Raw genomic sequence first — 15,478 nt, 5'->3', positions numbered from 1 at the left:
GCACGTCAGGCTTGTCCCAATACCAGTCGGGCAAGACACAGACCCTGTGGGAGCGGGCTTGTGTGGTGAGAGGGCTTATCTGTGGCGAGGGAGCTTGCTCCCGTTGAACTGCGCAGCAGTTCCTTTTTAGGGGCCGCTGCGCAGCCCAACGGGAGCAAGCTCCCTCGCCACAAAAGCCCCCTCACCACAGGCCCGCTCCCACAGGTTGCGAAGCCCTTATTCCGTACATTGTTCGAGAGCCATTCATGCCCCTATCCGCCAACGTCACCAGCGCTCCAATTGCCCACAAGGCCGACGGTTGCGACCCGTATGCCTGGCTGCAGGAGCGCGACACCGACGCGGTGCTCGATTACCTGAAAGCTGAAAACCGCTATCAAGAGGCACAAACCGCCGATCAGACCGGCCTGCGTGAAACCCTGTTCGAAGAGATCAAGGGGCGGATTCTCGAAACCGACCTGTCGTTGCCCTCGCCCTGGGGCCCCTACCTGTATTACACCCGCACCACCGCTGGCGACGAATACGCCCGCCACTACCGCTGCCCGCGTCCGGCCGATGGTAGCCTGCAGATCGACGAAAGCCAGGAACTACTGCTGCTTGATCCGAACGTGCTGGCCAAGGGTGGCTTCTTTTCCCTGGGTGCGTTCAGCATCAGCCCGGACCACCAGCGTCTGGCCTATAGCATCGACTCCAGCGGCGAAGAGATTTACACGCTGTTTGTGAAGGAATTATCCAGCGGCCGTGTCAGCGAGCTGGAGTTCCAGAACTGCGACGGCAGCATGACCTGGGCTAACGACAGCCTGACGCTGTTCTTCGGTGAGCTCGACGACACCCATCGCCCGCACAAACTGTTGCGCTATCGGCTGGACGGCACCGCGGCCGAAGAAGTGTTCCATGAGCCGGATGGCCGATTCTTCCTGCATTGCTATCGCTCAAGCTCCGAACGGCAACTGCTGTTGTCGCTGGGCAGCAAGACCACCAGCGAAGTCTGGGTACTCGACGCCTCGCTGCCGCATCAGGCCTTTACCTGCCTGGCGCCGAGGGTCGAAGATCATGAGTACGATGTCGACCACGGCAAACTCGATGGCGAGTGGACGTGGCTGATCCGCACCAACCGCGACGGCATCAACTTCGCCCTGTACCAGGCCGCCGATACTGGCGTCGCGCCGACCGAAGCCGACTGGCAGAACCTGATTCCCCACAGCGACACGGTGATGCTCGACGGCATGAGCCTGAACGCCGAGGCCATGACCCTGAGCCTGCGCGAAGGTGGCCTGCCGATCATCGAAGTCCGCCCACGGGATTTAGTGCCCTATCGCGTGCAATTGCCGGACGCGGCCTACAGCCTGCATGTGCAGAACAGCCTGGAATTTGTCAGCGACCGGATCCGTCTGCGCTACGAAGCCTTGAACCGTCCGGCGCAGATCCGCCAACTGATTCTGACCACCGGCGAGCAGCAAGTCCTCAAGGAAACCCCGGTGCTCGGCCCGTTCGACGCCGATGCGTACGTCAGCCAGCGGCTTTGGGCGACGGCACCGGACGGTACGCAAGTGCCGATCAGCCTTGTGGTCAAACGCGAGTTCCTCGGCAAGCCGACGCCGCTTTATCTGTACGGCTACGGCGCCTACGGCGAAAGCCTCGACCCGTGGTTCTCCCACGCGCGCCTGAGCCTGCTGGATCGCGGCATGGCGTTTGCCATCGCCCATGTGCGCGGTGGCGGTGAGCTGGGCGAAGCCTGGTACCGCGCTGGCAAGCAGGAACACAAACACAACACTTTCAGCGATTTCATCGCTTGCGCCGAACACCTGATCGCCAACGGTTTCACCACCCCATCGCAACTGGCGATCAGCGGTGGCAGCGCCGGTGGTTTGCTGATCGGCGCGGTACTCAATCAACGGCCGGAGCTGTTCGGTGCAGCAATTGCCGAAGTGCCGTTCGTCGACGTGCTCAACACCATGCTCGACCCGGAGCTGCCGCTGACCGTCACGGAATACGACGAGTGGGGCAACCCGCAAGAGCCGGACGTCTATGATCGGATCAAGGCCTACGCACCGTACGAAAACGTCACCGCGCAAGCCTATCCGGCAACGCTGGTGATCGCCGGTTACAACGACAGTCGCGTGCAGTACTGGGAAGCGGCCAAGTGGGTGGCGAAATTGCGCGCGACCAAAACTGACACCAATCCCCTGCTGCTCAAGACTGAACTGGGCGCCGGGCATGGCGGCATGAGCGGTCGTTATCAGGGATTACGTGACGTAGCCCTCGAATACGCATTTGTTTTCAAGGTTTTGGGCATCGCCTGAGGAACTTGGCCCGGCGTGCCGGTCTTAACACCAGACACCGGATGCCGATACAACACACATCCCCTGTGGGAGCGAGCCCGCTCGCGATGAGGGCATCACTTCAATATCCATGTTGAATGTGCCTCCGCCATCGCGAGCAGGCTCGCTCCCACAGGGATGATGGGTGACTGAGGGCCCGGAACAGACACAGACACAAGAAAAAGACCGTGACGACATGTCAGAACCGACCTTACTGAACAACGAAATTCGCGACTGGCTGATGGACTGCGGCCTGTTCGATCAACTGTTGCCGGCAGACTTCGTGGCGGCTTCGGGTTACTTCAGCATCAGCACCATCGCCGAAGGTGAAGAGATTTTCCATGAGGGCGATGCCGGCAGTTTCATGTGCATCATCCACACCGGCCAGGTCGCGGTGCAGAAGACCAACAGCGACGGGCAACGAGTGACCATGGCCACCTTGCGCAGCGGTCGGGCGTTCGGCGAAATGGCTGTGCTCGACGGTGAACGACGCTCAGCCAGTTGCGTGGCCGCGAGCAATTGCCAGTTGCTCAACCTGGGCAAGGACTCCCTGGAAAAGATGCTCAACGACGCGCCGAAAATCGCCGCCAAGATCATCCGCGCCCTCGCCGTCTCCCTTTCCAAACGCTTGCGTATGGCCGATGGGCAACTGCTCTCGCAACAGGTCTAGCCTCCCGGTGTTTTGATTTTCGTCGTGTTCGGTTCAAGGCCCGGCAGGGTCTGGTCCTTGGGTGGATTGGGCATTTCGATCGGCGGCAACAGCGGTGGCCCGCCACTGCCGGTACCGGCCTTGGGCACGCTGGTCGGGGTGATCTGCGGATACGGTGTCGGAGTGGCGGTGCCGGGTGAACCGGGTATCGGCGCGGGACTGGTGGGGATGGTTTGCAGCTCTTGGGCCTGCACTGCAGTTATCGAGAGCGCGGCCAGGGCAATGACCGTTAGAATGGTGCGCTTCATCAATGGCTCCGTTGGCCTTGTGGTCTTTTTGCAGGCTACTCCCAACTGCGCGTGTTTGCCTTCCTCCGTATGTCAATTTCTCCTCAAGAGCGCCCCATGAAACGTTTCGTTCTGCTCGACACCACCCCCATCCCTGAAAACGGCGGTGCCTTGTGCCTGTTCGAATACGGCGAGGACTTCGTTATCAAGATTCAGGGTGGTGACGGCGGGCAGTTGATGAATACCCGCATGCACGGCTCCGAAGATGCCCTGGCCGAAATCCCCTGCCGCAAGGTCGCCGGCCGGCCGAATTCGCGAGTATTGATCGGTGGCCTGGGCATGGGCTTCACCCTCGCCTCGGCGCTCAAGCATTTGGGCAAAACGGCTGAAGTGGTGGTCGCCGAATTGGTGCCCGGCGTGGTGGAGTGGAATCGCGGGCCGCTGGGCGAAAAAGCCGGCAACCCGCTGCTCGACCCGCGCACGGTGATCCGTATGGAAGACGTGGCCAAGGTGCTGCAAGCCGAGCCACAAGGTTTCGATGCGATCATGCTCGACGTCGACAACGGCCCCGAAGGTCTGACCCAGAAAGCCAACAGCTGGCTCTACTCTGCCGGTGGCCTGAGCGCGTGTGCCAAGGCCTTGCGGCCAAAAGGCGTGCTGGCGGTGTGGTCGGCCAGCGCCGACCGGCAGTTTTCCGACAAGCTGAAAAAGGCCGGCTTCAAGGCCGAGGAAGTGCAAGTCTTCGCCCACGGTAACAAGGGCACCCGCCACACCATCTGGATTGCCGAGAAGCTCAAGGGCTGAGCTAAACTCACGTCATAACCGTCATCAGTCTTTTTTTCAAAGGTGAACCCATGAGTTCGTCCACCCCAACCAACACGTCAAAGCTGGACCGCATCCTTGCCGACAACCAGCGCGACAAGGAAATGGGTTACCGCGACAAAGCCCTGAAGATGTACCCGCACGTGTGCGGCCGCTGCGCCCGTGAGTTCTCCGGCAAACGCCTGAGCGAACTGACCGTGCATCACCGCGACCACAACCACGACAACAACCCTCAGGATGGCTCGAACTGGGAGCTGTTGTGCCTGTATTGCCACGATAACGAGCACTCACGGTATACCGATCAGCAGTATTTCGACGAAGGCTCGCTGAGTACGCCGAAGATTGCCAAGGCAACGCACAACCCGTTTGCGGCGTTGGCCGGGTTGATGAAGAAAGAAGATTAAAGATCTTCGGTGCCCTAACTGGCCTCATCGCGAGCAGGCTCGCTCCCACAGGGGATTGATCGTTCCCACGCTCTGCGTGAGAATGCATCCCGTGACGCTCTGCGTCACATTCGGAAGCGGAACGCGGAGCGTCCCTGGCGGCATTCCCACGCAGAGCGTGGGAACGATCACTGAACACCCCTCCCCCAATCCCCGTATAATCGCCGTTTTTTCCCCGAAGGCACCCCGCTCGTGGCAGACAAACGGTACAGCTGCATTGGTTTGTATAACCCCAAATCACCGGAGAACGTCGGTTCGGTAATGCGCGCCGCCGGCTGCTATGGCGTGGCGTCGGTTTTTTACACCGGCAAGCGCTATGAACGCGCCGCCGATTTCGTCACCGACACCAAGCGAGTCCACTACGACATCCCGCTGATCGGCATCGACGACCTGAAGAAAATCCTGCCCTTGGGCTGTGTCCCGGTCGCCGTGGAACTGGTCGACGGTGCCCGCTCGCTGCCGGAATACACGCACCCGGATCGCGCCCTCTACATCTTCGGCCCCGAAGACGGTTCGCTGGATAAAGAAATCCGCGACTGGTGCGAAGACGTGGTCTACATCCCGACCACCGGCTGCATGAATCTGGCGGCCACCGTCAACGTTGTGCTGTACGACCGCATGGCCAAAGGCAACAACACCCGCTCCGGGCCGAAATTCCGCTGAATTGCCGCATATTCGATGGAACAAGCCGCTCGCCCAGGCAGTCAGCTAAATATCTATTGCTGAAGCAACCCTTCCCTGCCTGGAGACCGATCATGCGCGAGTTCAATCCTGTAGAACGTATCGAAACCACCCCGTTCCAGAGCCCTTCCGAACAGAACGTTCATGGTTGGGAACGCGCCGGCTCCCTGGCGGGTGGTGTGGTCATGCTAAGCAAAGGTCTGCGACGCGGCGGCGTATTCGGATTGATTGAAATAGCCATTGGCGGCATGGCCCTGGCCCGGGGAATCACTGGGCATTGCTCGGCGAAAAGACTGTTGGAAAAGAACCGTCAAGACATGGAAAACGCACGCGCGAGGATCGAACGCGCCGGGGATGAGCTGGCCCGCATGAAAGCCAATGCAGAAGCCGCGACCAGCACGGCGACCGTGACGGGAAATGATTCGTTGAACTCGCCGAAGGCTGGGGTCTGATCCGGAATCGATGCAGAAGCTCAGGGCCTCTTCGCGGGCAAGCCCGCTCCCACAGGATTTGTGGCGTACACAACATGTGTGAACACCGCCAATTACTGTGGGAGCGGGCTTGCCCGCGATGGCGATGCTACTGAAGCAACCCGGTATCGAGCACCTTGGAAGACTCGCCAATAACGTTTTGCGCGAGCTGGACGAATTCCTTCGTATCCACACTTTCCAAATGCATCGCTCCACGCAGCACATCATCGAGCGAGCGCTTGTTGCGGGTTTTCAGACGAATCTCGCGGTCCAGTTCCTGTAGCAACACCACCGCTTTGGCCACCTGCGCCGGGTTGATCTGTTCACCGCGCAACGTGCTGACCTTCTGGCTGTCCTTGACCAACTTGCTGTGCAGGCTTTCATACCGCTCATCACTCATGCCGCCTGCGCGGCGCACCAGTTCGATGGCGTAGTACTCGGCAAACCCTTCGCTGATCCAGTCACTGCGCTGGCTGTCGTTGATCCGCCCGAACACCTGAGCCAATTCGCGCACCAAGGCACTGGTGCCGCTTTCGCTGACCAGCGGCAGACGGCTATTGAGGTAGATCGAGTCATGGGCGCCCAGGCTGCCGCGCCACATCGGGTCGTTGCCGCCGACAATCAGCAACTTGCCGGGATGACGCGGAAAAACTGCCTGCACTTGCGGCCAGACAAAGGTCAGCAGCGTCAGCACGTCCATGCGGCGCATGCCCTGACCTTGAGGCGAGGCGACGGTGACTTCGGTTTCCCCCAGCCGCGCACGACGACTGCCGAGATGGCCGGCGAGCATCCAGCCAGTGGGACGGTCGAACAGACGCGAGGCATTGTCGATCCGGAACCTGTTCTTGCCGATCCGCGGCCAGGCGGTTTCGACGCTTTTCCAACCGCTGGGTAATTCGAATTCAAGGCGTGAAACCAGTTCGATGCCGTCCTGCTGATCGAGTTTGGCCGCAGGCACCAGGTCATCGCCACGCATCAGCGCCCAGGTCGGGGTCATGCGGGTGTCGAAGCTTCCGCTCTTGCGCCCATGGCTGATGCGCACGCGGTAGGTCAGGCTGGCCTTGTCGCCGGCGGGGCGCCAAACACCACGGGCCTGTTTGCCGGGTGTGAGTTGCCATTGGCCATCGGCCTTGAAATCGCTGTAGTGACCGCCATCGCCCAAGTCGAAATCCAGACTGCGCACCGCCGAGCCCTGGGCCAGGGTCAGGCGCACTTCGGCCTGATCGCTTTGCGGCAGCAGGCGCACGTGATAATCCAGATCGACTTTCTTCGCCGCCCACACCGGCAAACTCAGGGCCAGCAGCCCGACAGTCAACGCCAGCCGCACTCCCACAGCCATACACACTCCTAGTGTGGCGAGCGAGCTTGCTCGCGCCGGGCTGCATAGCAGCCCCAAATTCTTCTAATCACTGCTGATTTTGTGAGTGCTACGCACTCAAGCGGGAGCAAGCGCCCTCGCCACAAAGCAGTGGGAATTAACCCGCGCGAAAAATCAGATGGTCTTCCCAATCCTCTTCAGCCACGCTGCCCTCGGCGAGCATACGCCCGGACTGGGAAATACGTTCGTGATGCACCGCCTCGCGATCACCGCATACCAGATGATGCCAGAGCGGCAAATCCTTGCCTTCGCTGACCAGTCGATAACCGCAGGTCGGCGGCAGCCATTTGAACTCATCGGCCTTGCCCGGCGTGAGCTGAATGCAATCGGGCACCGAGTCGCGACGGTTGGGGTAATCGGTACACTGACAGGTTTTGAGGTCGAGCAATTTGCAGGCGATACGCGTGTAGTACACGGAGTTGTCGTCTTCGTCCTCGAGTTTTTGCAGGCAGCACAGGCCACAGCCATCGCACAGCGACTCCCATTCCTCTTGATCGAGTTGATCGAGGGTTTTGCGTATCCAGAACGGTTCGACTTTGGCGGCCATGGCTCAAGCATCAACATCAGGTGGTGAAAAGGCCGCCAGTCTAGTACCAAGGCACCGACGGGCCAAGCATTGGCGACTGCCGGTACAACGGAACTTGTCAGTTATAGCGCCCCCAAGTAGCTTTGCCGTCGCAAGGAGCCATGCTCAAATGCCATTAACGCTCAACCGCGTTGCATTCAGGTGAACTACCCAGGCTCTCGAAAAACCTCATCGCTCAGCTCAACTGCGCCCGCAGGTTTCAGACGACCCTCACTTTCAAACGTAAAGGAATCTCTTGATGAGTGCTAATCCACGCGTTGCCGACTACGCCATTCACCCTCAGTTCACTGATCGCTGGTCGCCCCGCGCGTTCACCGGCGAAACCATTCCCGTCGAGACCCTGCTGAGCTTCTTCGAAGCCGCGCGCTGGGCGCCATCGGCGTACAACTCGCAACCTTGGCGGTTTCTTTACGCACGTCGCGACACGCCGAACTGGGAGCGTTATCTGGGTCTGCTGAACGAGTTCAACCGCAGCTGGGCACAGCACGCCTCGGCGCTGGTGATAGTTGTCTCGAAAACCACCTTCGCGGTACCTGGCGCCACCGAAGAAACACCGGCGCTATGGCACACCTTCGACACCGGTTCGGCCTGGGGCCACCTGGCGCTGCAAGCGAGCATCAGTGGCTGGCACACCCACGGCATGGCCGGTTTCGATCAGGAGCTGACCCGCAAAGAGCTGAATATTCCTGAGGGCTATGCGCTGCACGCGGCGGTGGCGATCGGCAAGCTGGGCGACAAGGCGACGCTGGCCGAGTACCTGCAAGCGCGCGAAGAGCCAAGTCCGCGTCGTCCGCTGAGCGAGTTGGCGGCCGAGGGTGATTTCACCCTCTAAACGCGCCGGACTCGATCGTTCCCACGCGCAGCAAAGGAATGCATCCCGTGACGCTCTGCGTCACATCCGAAGCGGAACGCGGAGCGTCCCTGGCGGCACTCCCACGCGGAGCGTGGGAATGATCAGCTGGGTGAATTCAATACCCGCGATTGAAATCCACTTCCCCACGCAACGCTTCACCCGCCTGATACGCCCGCAGGTTTTCGACGAACAACTTCACCATCATGGGTGGCGAAGTCGGTGCCGAACTGTGCCCCGTCAGCAGCAGGCCCCACGCGGTCCAGAACGGATGGCGTTGCGGCAGCGGCTCCTGACGGCAGACGTCGATCACGGCCCCGGCCAGATGCCCTTCCTTCAAGGCTTCCACCAGATCCGCATCGACCACCGCCACGCCGCGCCCGACGTTGATGAACAACCCGGTCGGCTTGAACTGCTTGAACAGCGCGGCGTCGTACAGGTCGTGAGTATTCGGGGTGTTCGGCAGCAGATTGATCACGTAATCCACTTCGCCGACCAGTCGCGGCAAGTCGCTCAGCGCGCCGACTTCGACAAAGGGCGCCTGCTCGCGGGCTTCGCTGGCGATGCCGTACAACTCGACACCAAATGGCACAAGGAACTGCGCCACGGTCTGGCCGATGTCACCGGTGCCGACGATCAACACCTTGCGTCCAGCCAGGCTTTGCCCCTGGCGACTGTCCCACTTTCGCTCGACCTGGCTCACCAACCGCGGCAGTACTTCGCGCTCGTGGCCTAGCATGTAAGTCAGTACGTATTCGGCCATGACCTGACCGAAAATCCCTACCGCGCGAGTCAGGCGATAGTGCCGTGGCAGGCCGTCGGCCAGCAATGGCGTAATGCCGGCCCAGGTCGACTGCAGCCATGCCGGCGTGTGGCCCTGACGCAGCAGCGTCGCCAGCAGGTCCGGCTGACCGAGCCAGACCTGGCACTCGGCGGCCTGACGGGCCAGTTCGGCGGAGTCGCCGCTGGTCAGTACTTCCAGATCAGGCGCTGCCTGACGCAACAGTTGGGCATACACAGGGTGGTCGTGTTCAGCAATCAGAACGCGCATGGTTCAAACCTTTCAAAAACAGTGCAGACGGCCGCCGACGGAGTATCACTCCATCGCCCTGGCCATCGCCAAAATCATTCCAGTGTTTCATAAAGGCTCTGAACAGAGCCTGTCTCGATTACATCGGGTCGTTGCGTCGCAGCAATTCTTCCGGCAGATGCTCGATGTATTCGTCTTCGGCCGGCGGCATTTGCAGGTGATAGCCCTGCTTCTCGAGGTTTTCCAGCACCACGGCGATGTCTTCGCGCGACAGCTTGCGCTCGGGCGTCAGCACCAGATCGAAAGCGTGGTGCGGTTTGCCGAAGGCCGCCATCAGACTTTCCGGAACGCGCTCCAGTGCATCGCTTTTGAGCACATAGAGGTACATCTCGTTTTTCTTCAGGCTTCGATAGATGGAGCAAATACGTTTCAAGGCTGTTCTCCGGCGGTGGCCAGGCTGTCGAGCAGCGCCTGGCCCATCAATTCGCGGCGCCAGCCACGCAGCGAATCAGGCAATTGGTAAGGACCATTGGGGAAGCCGCTCTTGAGCAGCGCTTCCAGGGTTTTCTTGCGCAGCATCAGTTCTGGCGCGATGTTCAGGCGTTCGGCTTCGGCCTGGCCGATGGCGCGCAGCTGTTTGACCAGCGCGGCGGCGTCCACCGGCAACGGCTCCGGCACCGCCGGTGGCCATTGATCAGGCGACACACTGCCAGAGCGCTTGATCAGATCAAGCAGAAATTCGCCGTCCTGACGCACGGTACGCGGGTGCATGTCTTCGATTTTCGCCAGCGCGCCGAGGTTGTCCGGTTGCGTGCGCGCCAACGGCCACAGGGAATGTTCACGGACGATGCGGTTGCGCGGCAGATCACGGGCACGGGCTTCGCGTTCGCGCCAGGCGCAGAGTTCACGCAGCACGGCGAGTTGGGCGCGGGACAGCTTCCAGGCCAGTTTGGCGTCGCGATAGACCTCATACGGGTCGACCTCGCGACGCAGATTGGCCACCAGCTCGGCACCGTCTTCCAGGACCCAGGCGTATTTATCGTCAGAAAGCTTCGGACGCAGCTGTACGAAAACTTCCGCCAGATGCAAGGCATCCTCGGCGGCGTAGCTGATCTGGGTGTCGGACAGTGGACGTTGCAGCCAGTCGGAACGGGTTTCGCCCTTGGGCAGGTCGATGCCGAGCACTTCCTGCACCAGCCGCGAATAACCCATGGAAAAACCCAGGTTCAGGTAAGCGGCGGCCAGTTGGGTGTCGAACAACGGCGCTGGCAGGCTGCCGGTCAGACGCAGTAGCACTTCGAGATCTTCGCTGCACGCATGCAGGACTTTGACCACGGCCGGATTTTCCAGCAACGCGGCCAACGGCTGCCAATTGTCGATGGTCAGTGGGTCAATCAGGTAAGCGCGTACGCCATCGCCGATCTGCAGCAGGCCTGCGATCGGGTAAAAGGTGTCGACCCGCATGAATTCGGTGTCGAGGGCAACGAATGGCAACTGCTGCCACTCGGCGCAAAACTGACCGAGGCTATCGTTGTCGCGAATCCAGTGAATATCGATGGCCACACGGCTCTCCCTTGAAGAATGGCGCGCAGTATATATCGCCCCCGGCGATTTCCGCGCATCCACTGAACAAGAGCTTTAGCGAAAATACCTGCTGGACCGCAAGAATAGTCTGACAGAAGGGAACTAGCTGCCCTTACGCAGCACGTAGACGCGCATCCGCGCACAACCCGGCAGGAAGTCCTGATGGCTGAGCAAGTGGAAACCCGCCTGCCTGAACTCGGCCTCAAGCTCGGCCTTGCTCGCCTGTGGCTGGGCCTGTGCGCCTTCCACACCGGATCGGTGCAGTTTGAAATGCGCATCAGCCCGCACCGCCACGATCACCGTGTCGCGACTGACCCGATGGAACTCGCCCAGCATGGCCAACCGATGCTCAGGACTGGCGATGTGTTGAAACAGTTGCATGCAAAAAATGCAATCAACCGCGTTCGCCGACAAACCGATGGTGAAGGCTGAACTCTGAAAGGTCTTGATCCGCTCCAGCAGGTGTGGCGGATGGTGGGTGCGGGCATGATCGAGCATGTCCTGAGACGGATCGGTCGCAAGAATCACCCGATTCGCATGCTCGGCCAGTATCGACCAGAAGCGCCCGACACCGCAGGCTACATCAAGAATCAATCCCGGTTCGCCAGCGACCTGAAGCGCATTACGCACCAGTTGCTCGTCGCGCCAGAACGTCAAACGCCCCGCCAGCCCACGCGGTCGCGACTGAAGGCAGACGCGGGCATGTTCCTGATCGTAGCGCCGGGCGAACTCAAGTTCGATGGCGGATGGGGGCAGCGCAGACATGTGCAAGGGCTCTTGTTGGAATATCGACTGGCGGCAGGTTAACGACTGGCGCGTGAAAAAAAGGTCGACGGACTCATTTTTTGGCCAGCACACCGTCAATCACTGCGCCGCGGCAGCCGGCAAACATGTCCAGTCCCGGGTCGTAGACCTTGCTGTTGACCTCCAGCAGGCCAAGCATGGAATGGAACAGGTTGTCCTGGCTCAAGGGCTTTTCGCGACTTAATTGCAGGCAATGAGTGTCCACCGAGAACGATTTTTGATAGCTGTCGGAGAACCACGCCAGCATCGCTACATGCTTCTGTTGTTCCGGCGCCAGCATGTAAGGCGTGCCATGAAGGAACAGGTTGTATTCGCCCAGGGATTCGCCGTGGTCCGACAGATAAAGCATGGCGGTATCGACTTTGTCCTGATTACTGCGCAACAGGTCGATCAGGGTCGACAGCACATGGTCGGTGTACACCAACGTGTTGTCGTAGCCATTGACGATACTTTCGCGGCTGCAATTGTTCAGTGCATTGCTTTCACACACCGGGGTGAAGTGTTCGTATTCTTTCGGGTAGCGCTTGAAGTATTCCGGACCGTGACTACCCATTTGGTGCAGTACCAGCACGGTGTCTTTATCCAGCGTGTCGATGAAGTGCTGCAAACCTTGCAGGAGAATTTCATCGCGGCACTCGCTATTGGCACACAACACCGGGTCTTTCAGATTACTCACGTCGTCGACAGTGACCCGATCGCAAGTACCTTTGCAGCCCGACTGATTATCCCGCCAGATCACCTCGAGACCGGCGTGCTTGAGCACGTCCAGCAGACCTTCCTCATTCTTTGCCTTGCTGGCGTTGTAATCCTTGCGGCCCATGTTGGAGAACATGCAGGGCACCGACACGGCCGTTTCCGTGCCGCAAGAATGCACATCGGTGAAGGCAATCAGGCCGGCTTCCTTATCCAGTTGGGGGGTGGTGTCGCGGTTATAACCCAGGATGCCGAAGTTCTCGGCCCGGGCACTTTCGCCCACCACCAGTACCGTCAGGGATTTACGGCCGTGGGTTTGCCAGACCGGGTTTTTCTCGGCATCTTCACCGAGTTTGACAAAGGGTTGCCGGGCAGAAACGACTTGCTCGCGCAGATAACCGAGCGAGGCACCGATGTAGTTGCTTGGCACCACCATCAGGCGCAATTCATGATGATTGCGAAACAACGACGACAAGCCTTGATAGTTGACCAGGGCGACACCGCCGATCACCGCAACCGATGCGACACTCACCAGCACTTTACTTAATAACTCACGGTGCCAACGACGGTAATTAACCGGCGTCTTCCACAACAACCACGTCGGTAAAACCCCGAGAAACATAATATAAACAAACAACTTCACGGACAGTAAGTCACGCACTTCTGTCACATTGGTTTCTGCGAAGTTACGAAACATACCGGCGTCGATCAATACACCGTATTGGCTCATGAAATAGGCCACGCCGGCACTGACCAAAAAGATCAGCGTCAACACGGGTTTCATCACAAACCGGAATGCCAGCAAGGTCAGCACAATGTTGAAGACCGCCAGGATCATCACCCCGAAAGCGACACGCATGGTGATGCCTTGACCGTCTGCAGCGGTGATATCGAAGAGGTGTTGCCAGAGAACTGAATTGAACCCTGCCAATAAAAAGGCACTGGCAATCAACGTCACCCACTCGGGGCGTACGGCTTTTAACTTCAACATGATGATCGGCTGTTCCTGGAAGAAGTGCCCGCGGCAAATGTGAAAATTTCATTTACCGCGACAACACAAATCTTAGGCAGCCAACCATCAATTTTTCGTGAAAAAGAAGCCAACGATTAGTTGGCTCATGGCATCAGGCTCAAACTTTCAATTTCAATAATGCAGACTCGTTTCAGGCCTGATGCAGATACCAGCGCCAATCCTGCTCACCGACTTCACCCATGAACTGCCGGTATTCGGCACGTTTCACCGCCAGATACACACCAAGAAACTCACTGCCGAATGCCTCCCGCGCCCAGTTCGACGCCTCCAGCGCTCGCAACGTGGTCAACCAGTCGGTGGGCAGCAATTCCGTAGCCTGGGCGTACCCGTTGCCCTCCACGGGTGCTCCAGGGTCAAGCTGCTCGCGGATGCCGCGATGAATCCCGGCCAGGATCGCCGCAGCCGCCAGGTACGGGTTGGCGTCGGCACCACAGATGCGGTGCTCGATATGCCGGGAGAATGCCGGCCCGCCGGGCACTCGCAAACTCACGGTGCGATTGTCCACGCCCCAGGTGGCCGCCAGTGGTGCGTAGCTATTGGTCTGGAAACGACGATACGAGTTGGCATTCGGACAGAACAGCAGCAACGAATCCAGCAACGTGCTGAGCATTCCGCCGACCGCTTGTTTAAGCAGCGGCGTACCGTCCGGGGCTTCGCTGGCGAACAGGTTATTGCCCTCCTTGTCCGCCAGGCTGACGTGCATGTGCATGCCGGTGCCGGCCAGATCATCAAAAGGCTTGGCCATGAAACAGGCCGCCATCCCATGCTTGTGGGCCACGCCCTTGACCAATCGTTTGTAGCGCACCGCTTCGTCCATCGCCTGCAAAGCATCGGTGCGGTGTTCGAGGGTGATTTCCACCTGCCCTGGCGCGTATTCGGAGATTGCCGTGCGCGCCGGAATGCCCTGCAGTTTGCAGGCGCTGTAAAGGTCGGCCAGAAACGGCTCTATTTGCTCAAGCTCACGTAAGCCATAGACCTGCGTGGAGCGTGGCCGCCCACCATCGACATCCCGCGCCGGCTGCGGCCGACCGTTGCTGTCGCGCTGCTGATCCAGCAAATAGAACTCCAGCTCCGCCGCCATCACCGGGTAATAACCGTCGGCCTGCAAGCCTTCGATGACCTTGGCCAGCAGGTGCCGTGGGTCGGCGATGGTCGCGGGCATGCCCTCTTTTGGATGCATGCTGACCTGCACCGCCGCCGTGGGAATCAATCGCCACGGCATACGCTGCAAACTGCCGCTGATCGGGTAAGCCCGGCAATCGATATCACCGACGTCCCAGACCAGCCCGGAATTTTCCACGTCATCGCCATTGATGGTCAGGCCCAGAATGGTACTCGGCAGCGGCCGCCCGCTCTCGTACACCGCCAGCAGTTCATCGCGATGCAGCAACTTGCCCCGTGGCACACCGTTGTTGTCGAGGATGAACAGCTCGAACATCTCGATATCCGGATTGTGTTCCAGGAAGGACAGGGCTTCTTCTTTCGTGGCGAAGGATGTCGTGGCACAGCTCATGGGAATTCTCGTCTATCCGCGTCAGGCAAACGCACAGGCGCCGCCGGTTTGATCCCGGCGCACAGCGCGGGACCTGTCAGAACAATCAGCGGGACAGGCAAGAATCCGGCGGGCGGGCGTGGCGGCAGTGCCACAATGCCCAGAAGGCCAGTTCGGAAGGGAGTGCGACCGGACGACCGTCCATAGAGAAGACCGCAGTAAACAGATGACCAGCAGCGTCACACGGGTGGTTAAGTCGTTAAATCGGGATTTGAAGAACCTTGGGTATGGATTGGCTAAACATTCACTAAATACCTTAAGTGAACAAAATCTACCGAACACTCCATCCCCTGTGGGA

General features: G+C 59.7%; 16 protein-coding genes. 7 read left to right on the top strand and 9 right to left on the bottom strand.

Annotated elements, in window-relative coordinates:
- The first annotated feature begins 245 nt into the window (after nt 1-245).
- The gene (locus ACZ9IM_RS05720; protein WP_427625451.1) at nt 246-2,300 is read left to right on the top strand and encodes a S9 family peptidase; all 2,055 of its coding nucleotides are present in this window, start codon (nt 246-248) and stop codon (nt 2,298-2,300) included.
- Between the two features lie 214 nt (nt 2,301-2,514).
- The gene (locus ACZ9IM_RS05715; protein WP_008067546.1) at nt 2,515-2,988 is read left to right on the top strand and encodes a cyclic nucleotide-binding domain-containing protein; all 474 of its coding nucleotides are present in this window, start codon (nt 2,515-2,517) and stop codon (nt 2,986-2,988) included.
- Here ACZ9IM_RS05715 and ACZ9IM_RS05710 read toward each other — a convergent pair.
- Nucleotides 2,985-3,275: a hypothetical protein gene (locus ACZ9IM_RS05710; protein ID WP_063342779.1), complete on the bottom strand. Its 291-nt coding sequence runs from the start codon at nt 3,273-3,275 to the stop codon at nt 2,985-2,987. The two genes, ACZ9IM_RS05715 and ACZ9IM_RS05710, sit on opposite strands and share 4 nt — an antisense overlap.
- 96 nt (nt 3,276-3,371) lie before the next feature.
- On the opposite strand from ACZ9IM_RS05710, the gene ACZ9IM_RS05705 reads away from it, so the two are divergent.
- From ACZ9IM_RS05705 to ACZ9IM_RS05690, 4 genes are all read left to right on the top strand, one after another.
- The gene (locus ACZ9IM_RS05705) at nt 3,372-4,058 is read left to right on the top strand and encodes a spermidine synthase (protein ID WP_007898703.1); all 687 of its coding nucleotides are present in this window, start codon (nt 3,372-3,374) and stop codon (nt 4,056-4,058) included.
- Nucleotides 4,059-4,108: 50 nt separating this feature from the next.
- Nucleotides 4,109-4,480 carry a YajD family HNH nuclease gene (locus ACZ9IM_RS05700; RefSeq protein ID WP_007898702.1) on the top strand — a complete coding sequence of 124 codons (372 nt, stop codon included), beginning with the start codon at nt 4,109-4,111 and terminating at the stop codon, nt 4,478-4,480.
- 231 nt (nt 4,481-4,711) lie between these two features.
- Entirely contained in the window at nt 4,712-5,182 is a 471-nt protein-coding gene (locus ACZ9IM_RS05695; protein WP_032830521.1) for an RNA methyltransferase, read from the top strand.
- A gap of 92 nt (nt 5,183-5,274) precedes the next feature.
- Nucleotides 5,275-5,652 (top strand): YgaP family membrane protein, encoded by a 378-nt coding sequence (locus ACZ9IM_RS05690; RefSeq protein WP_008073137.1) that lies wholly within the window; start codon nt 5,275-5,277, stop codon nt 5,650-5,652.
- A gap of 127 nt (nt 5,653-5,779) precedes the next feature.
- Here the strand turns inward: ACZ9IM_RS05690 and ACZ9IM_RS05685 are convergent, their stop codons facing one another.
- Both ACZ9IM_RS05685 and ACZ9IM_RS05680 read right to left on the bottom strand, forming a co-directional pair.
- The gene (locus ACZ9IM_RS05685) at nt 5,780-7,009 is read right to left on the bottom strand and encodes a hypothetical protein (RefSeq protein WP_427627680.1); all 1,230 of its coding nucleotides are present in this window, start codon (nt 7,007-7,009) and stop codon (nt 5,780-5,782) included.
- A gap of 136 nt (nt 7,010-7,145) precedes the next feature.
- The gene (locus tag ACZ9IM_RS05680) at nt 7,146-7,595 is read right to left on the bottom strand and encodes a YcgN family cysteine cluster protein (RefSeq protein ID WP_008073139.1); all 450 of its coding nucleotides are present in this window, start codon (nt 7,593-7,595) and stop codon (nt 7,146-7,148) included.
- Between the two features lie 277 nt (nt 7,596-7,872).
- Between ACZ9IM_RS05680 and ACZ9IM_RS05675 the strand changes: the two genes are divergently transcribed.
- Nucleotides 7,873-8,466, top strand: coding sequence for a nitroreductase family protein (locus tag ACZ9IM_RS05675; RefSeq protein ID WP_007898696.1), 594 nt, complete (start codon nt 7,873-7,875; stop codon nt 8,464-8,466).
- A gap of 136 nt (nt 8,467-8,602) precedes the next feature.
- Here the strand turns inward: ACZ9IM_RS05675 and ACZ9IM_RS05670 are convergent, their stop codons facing one another.
- From ACZ9IM_RS05670 to ACZ9IM_RS05645, 6 genes are all read right to left on the bottom strand, one after another.
- On the bottom strand, nt 8,603-9,535 hold the full coding sequence (locus ACZ9IM_RS05670; RefSeq protein ID WP_427627682.1) for a D-2-hydroxyacid dehydrogenase: 933 nt from the start codon (nt 9,533-9,535) through the stop codon (nt 8,603-8,605).
- Between the two features lie 118 nt (nt 9,536-9,653).
- Complete coding sequence (locus tag ACZ9IM_RS05665) at nt 9,654-9,947, bottom strand: YcgL domain-containing protein (protein ID WP_131060409.1); 294 nt, start codon at nt 9,945-9,947, stop codon at nt 9,654-9,656.
- A complete protein-coding gene (gene rnd, locus ACZ9IM_RS05660; RefSeq protein ID WP_427627684.1) occupies nt 9,944-11,077 on the bottom strand; it encodes a ribonuclease D in 1,134 nt (377 codons plus the stop codon). Before rnd ends, ACZ9IM_RS05665 begins: the two co-directional genes overlap by 4 nt.
- A 123-nt stretch (nt 11,078-11,200) precedes the next feature.
- The gene (locus ACZ9IM_RS05655) at nt 11,201-11,863 is read right to left on the bottom strand and encodes a class I SAM-dependent methyltransferase (RefSeq protein WP_476223522.1); all 663 of its coding nucleotides are present in this window, start codon (nt 11,861-11,863) and stop codon (nt 11,201-11,203) included.
- Nucleotides 11,864-11,936: 73 nt separating this feature from the next.
- Nucleotides 11,937-13,586, bottom strand: coding sequence for a phosphoethanolamine transferase (locus ACZ9IM_RS05650; RefSeq protein WP_427627688.1), 1,650 nt, complete (start codon nt 13,584-13,586; stop codon nt 11,937-11,939).
- A gap of 172 nt (nt 13,587-13,758) precedes the next feature.
- Nucleotides 13,759-15,141 (bottom strand): glutamine synthetase family protein, encoded by a 1,383-nt coding sequence (locus ACZ9IM_RS05645; RefSeq protein WP_476223521.1) that lies wholly within the window; start codon nt 15,139-15,141, stop codon nt 13,759-13,761.
- Between the last annotated feature and the right edge of the window lie 337 nt (nt 15,142-15,478).

It is taken from the genome of Pseudomonas sp. TE12508, from assembly GCF_056279485.1.
This window is presented reverse-complemented; position numbering and strand designations above follow the sequence as displayed.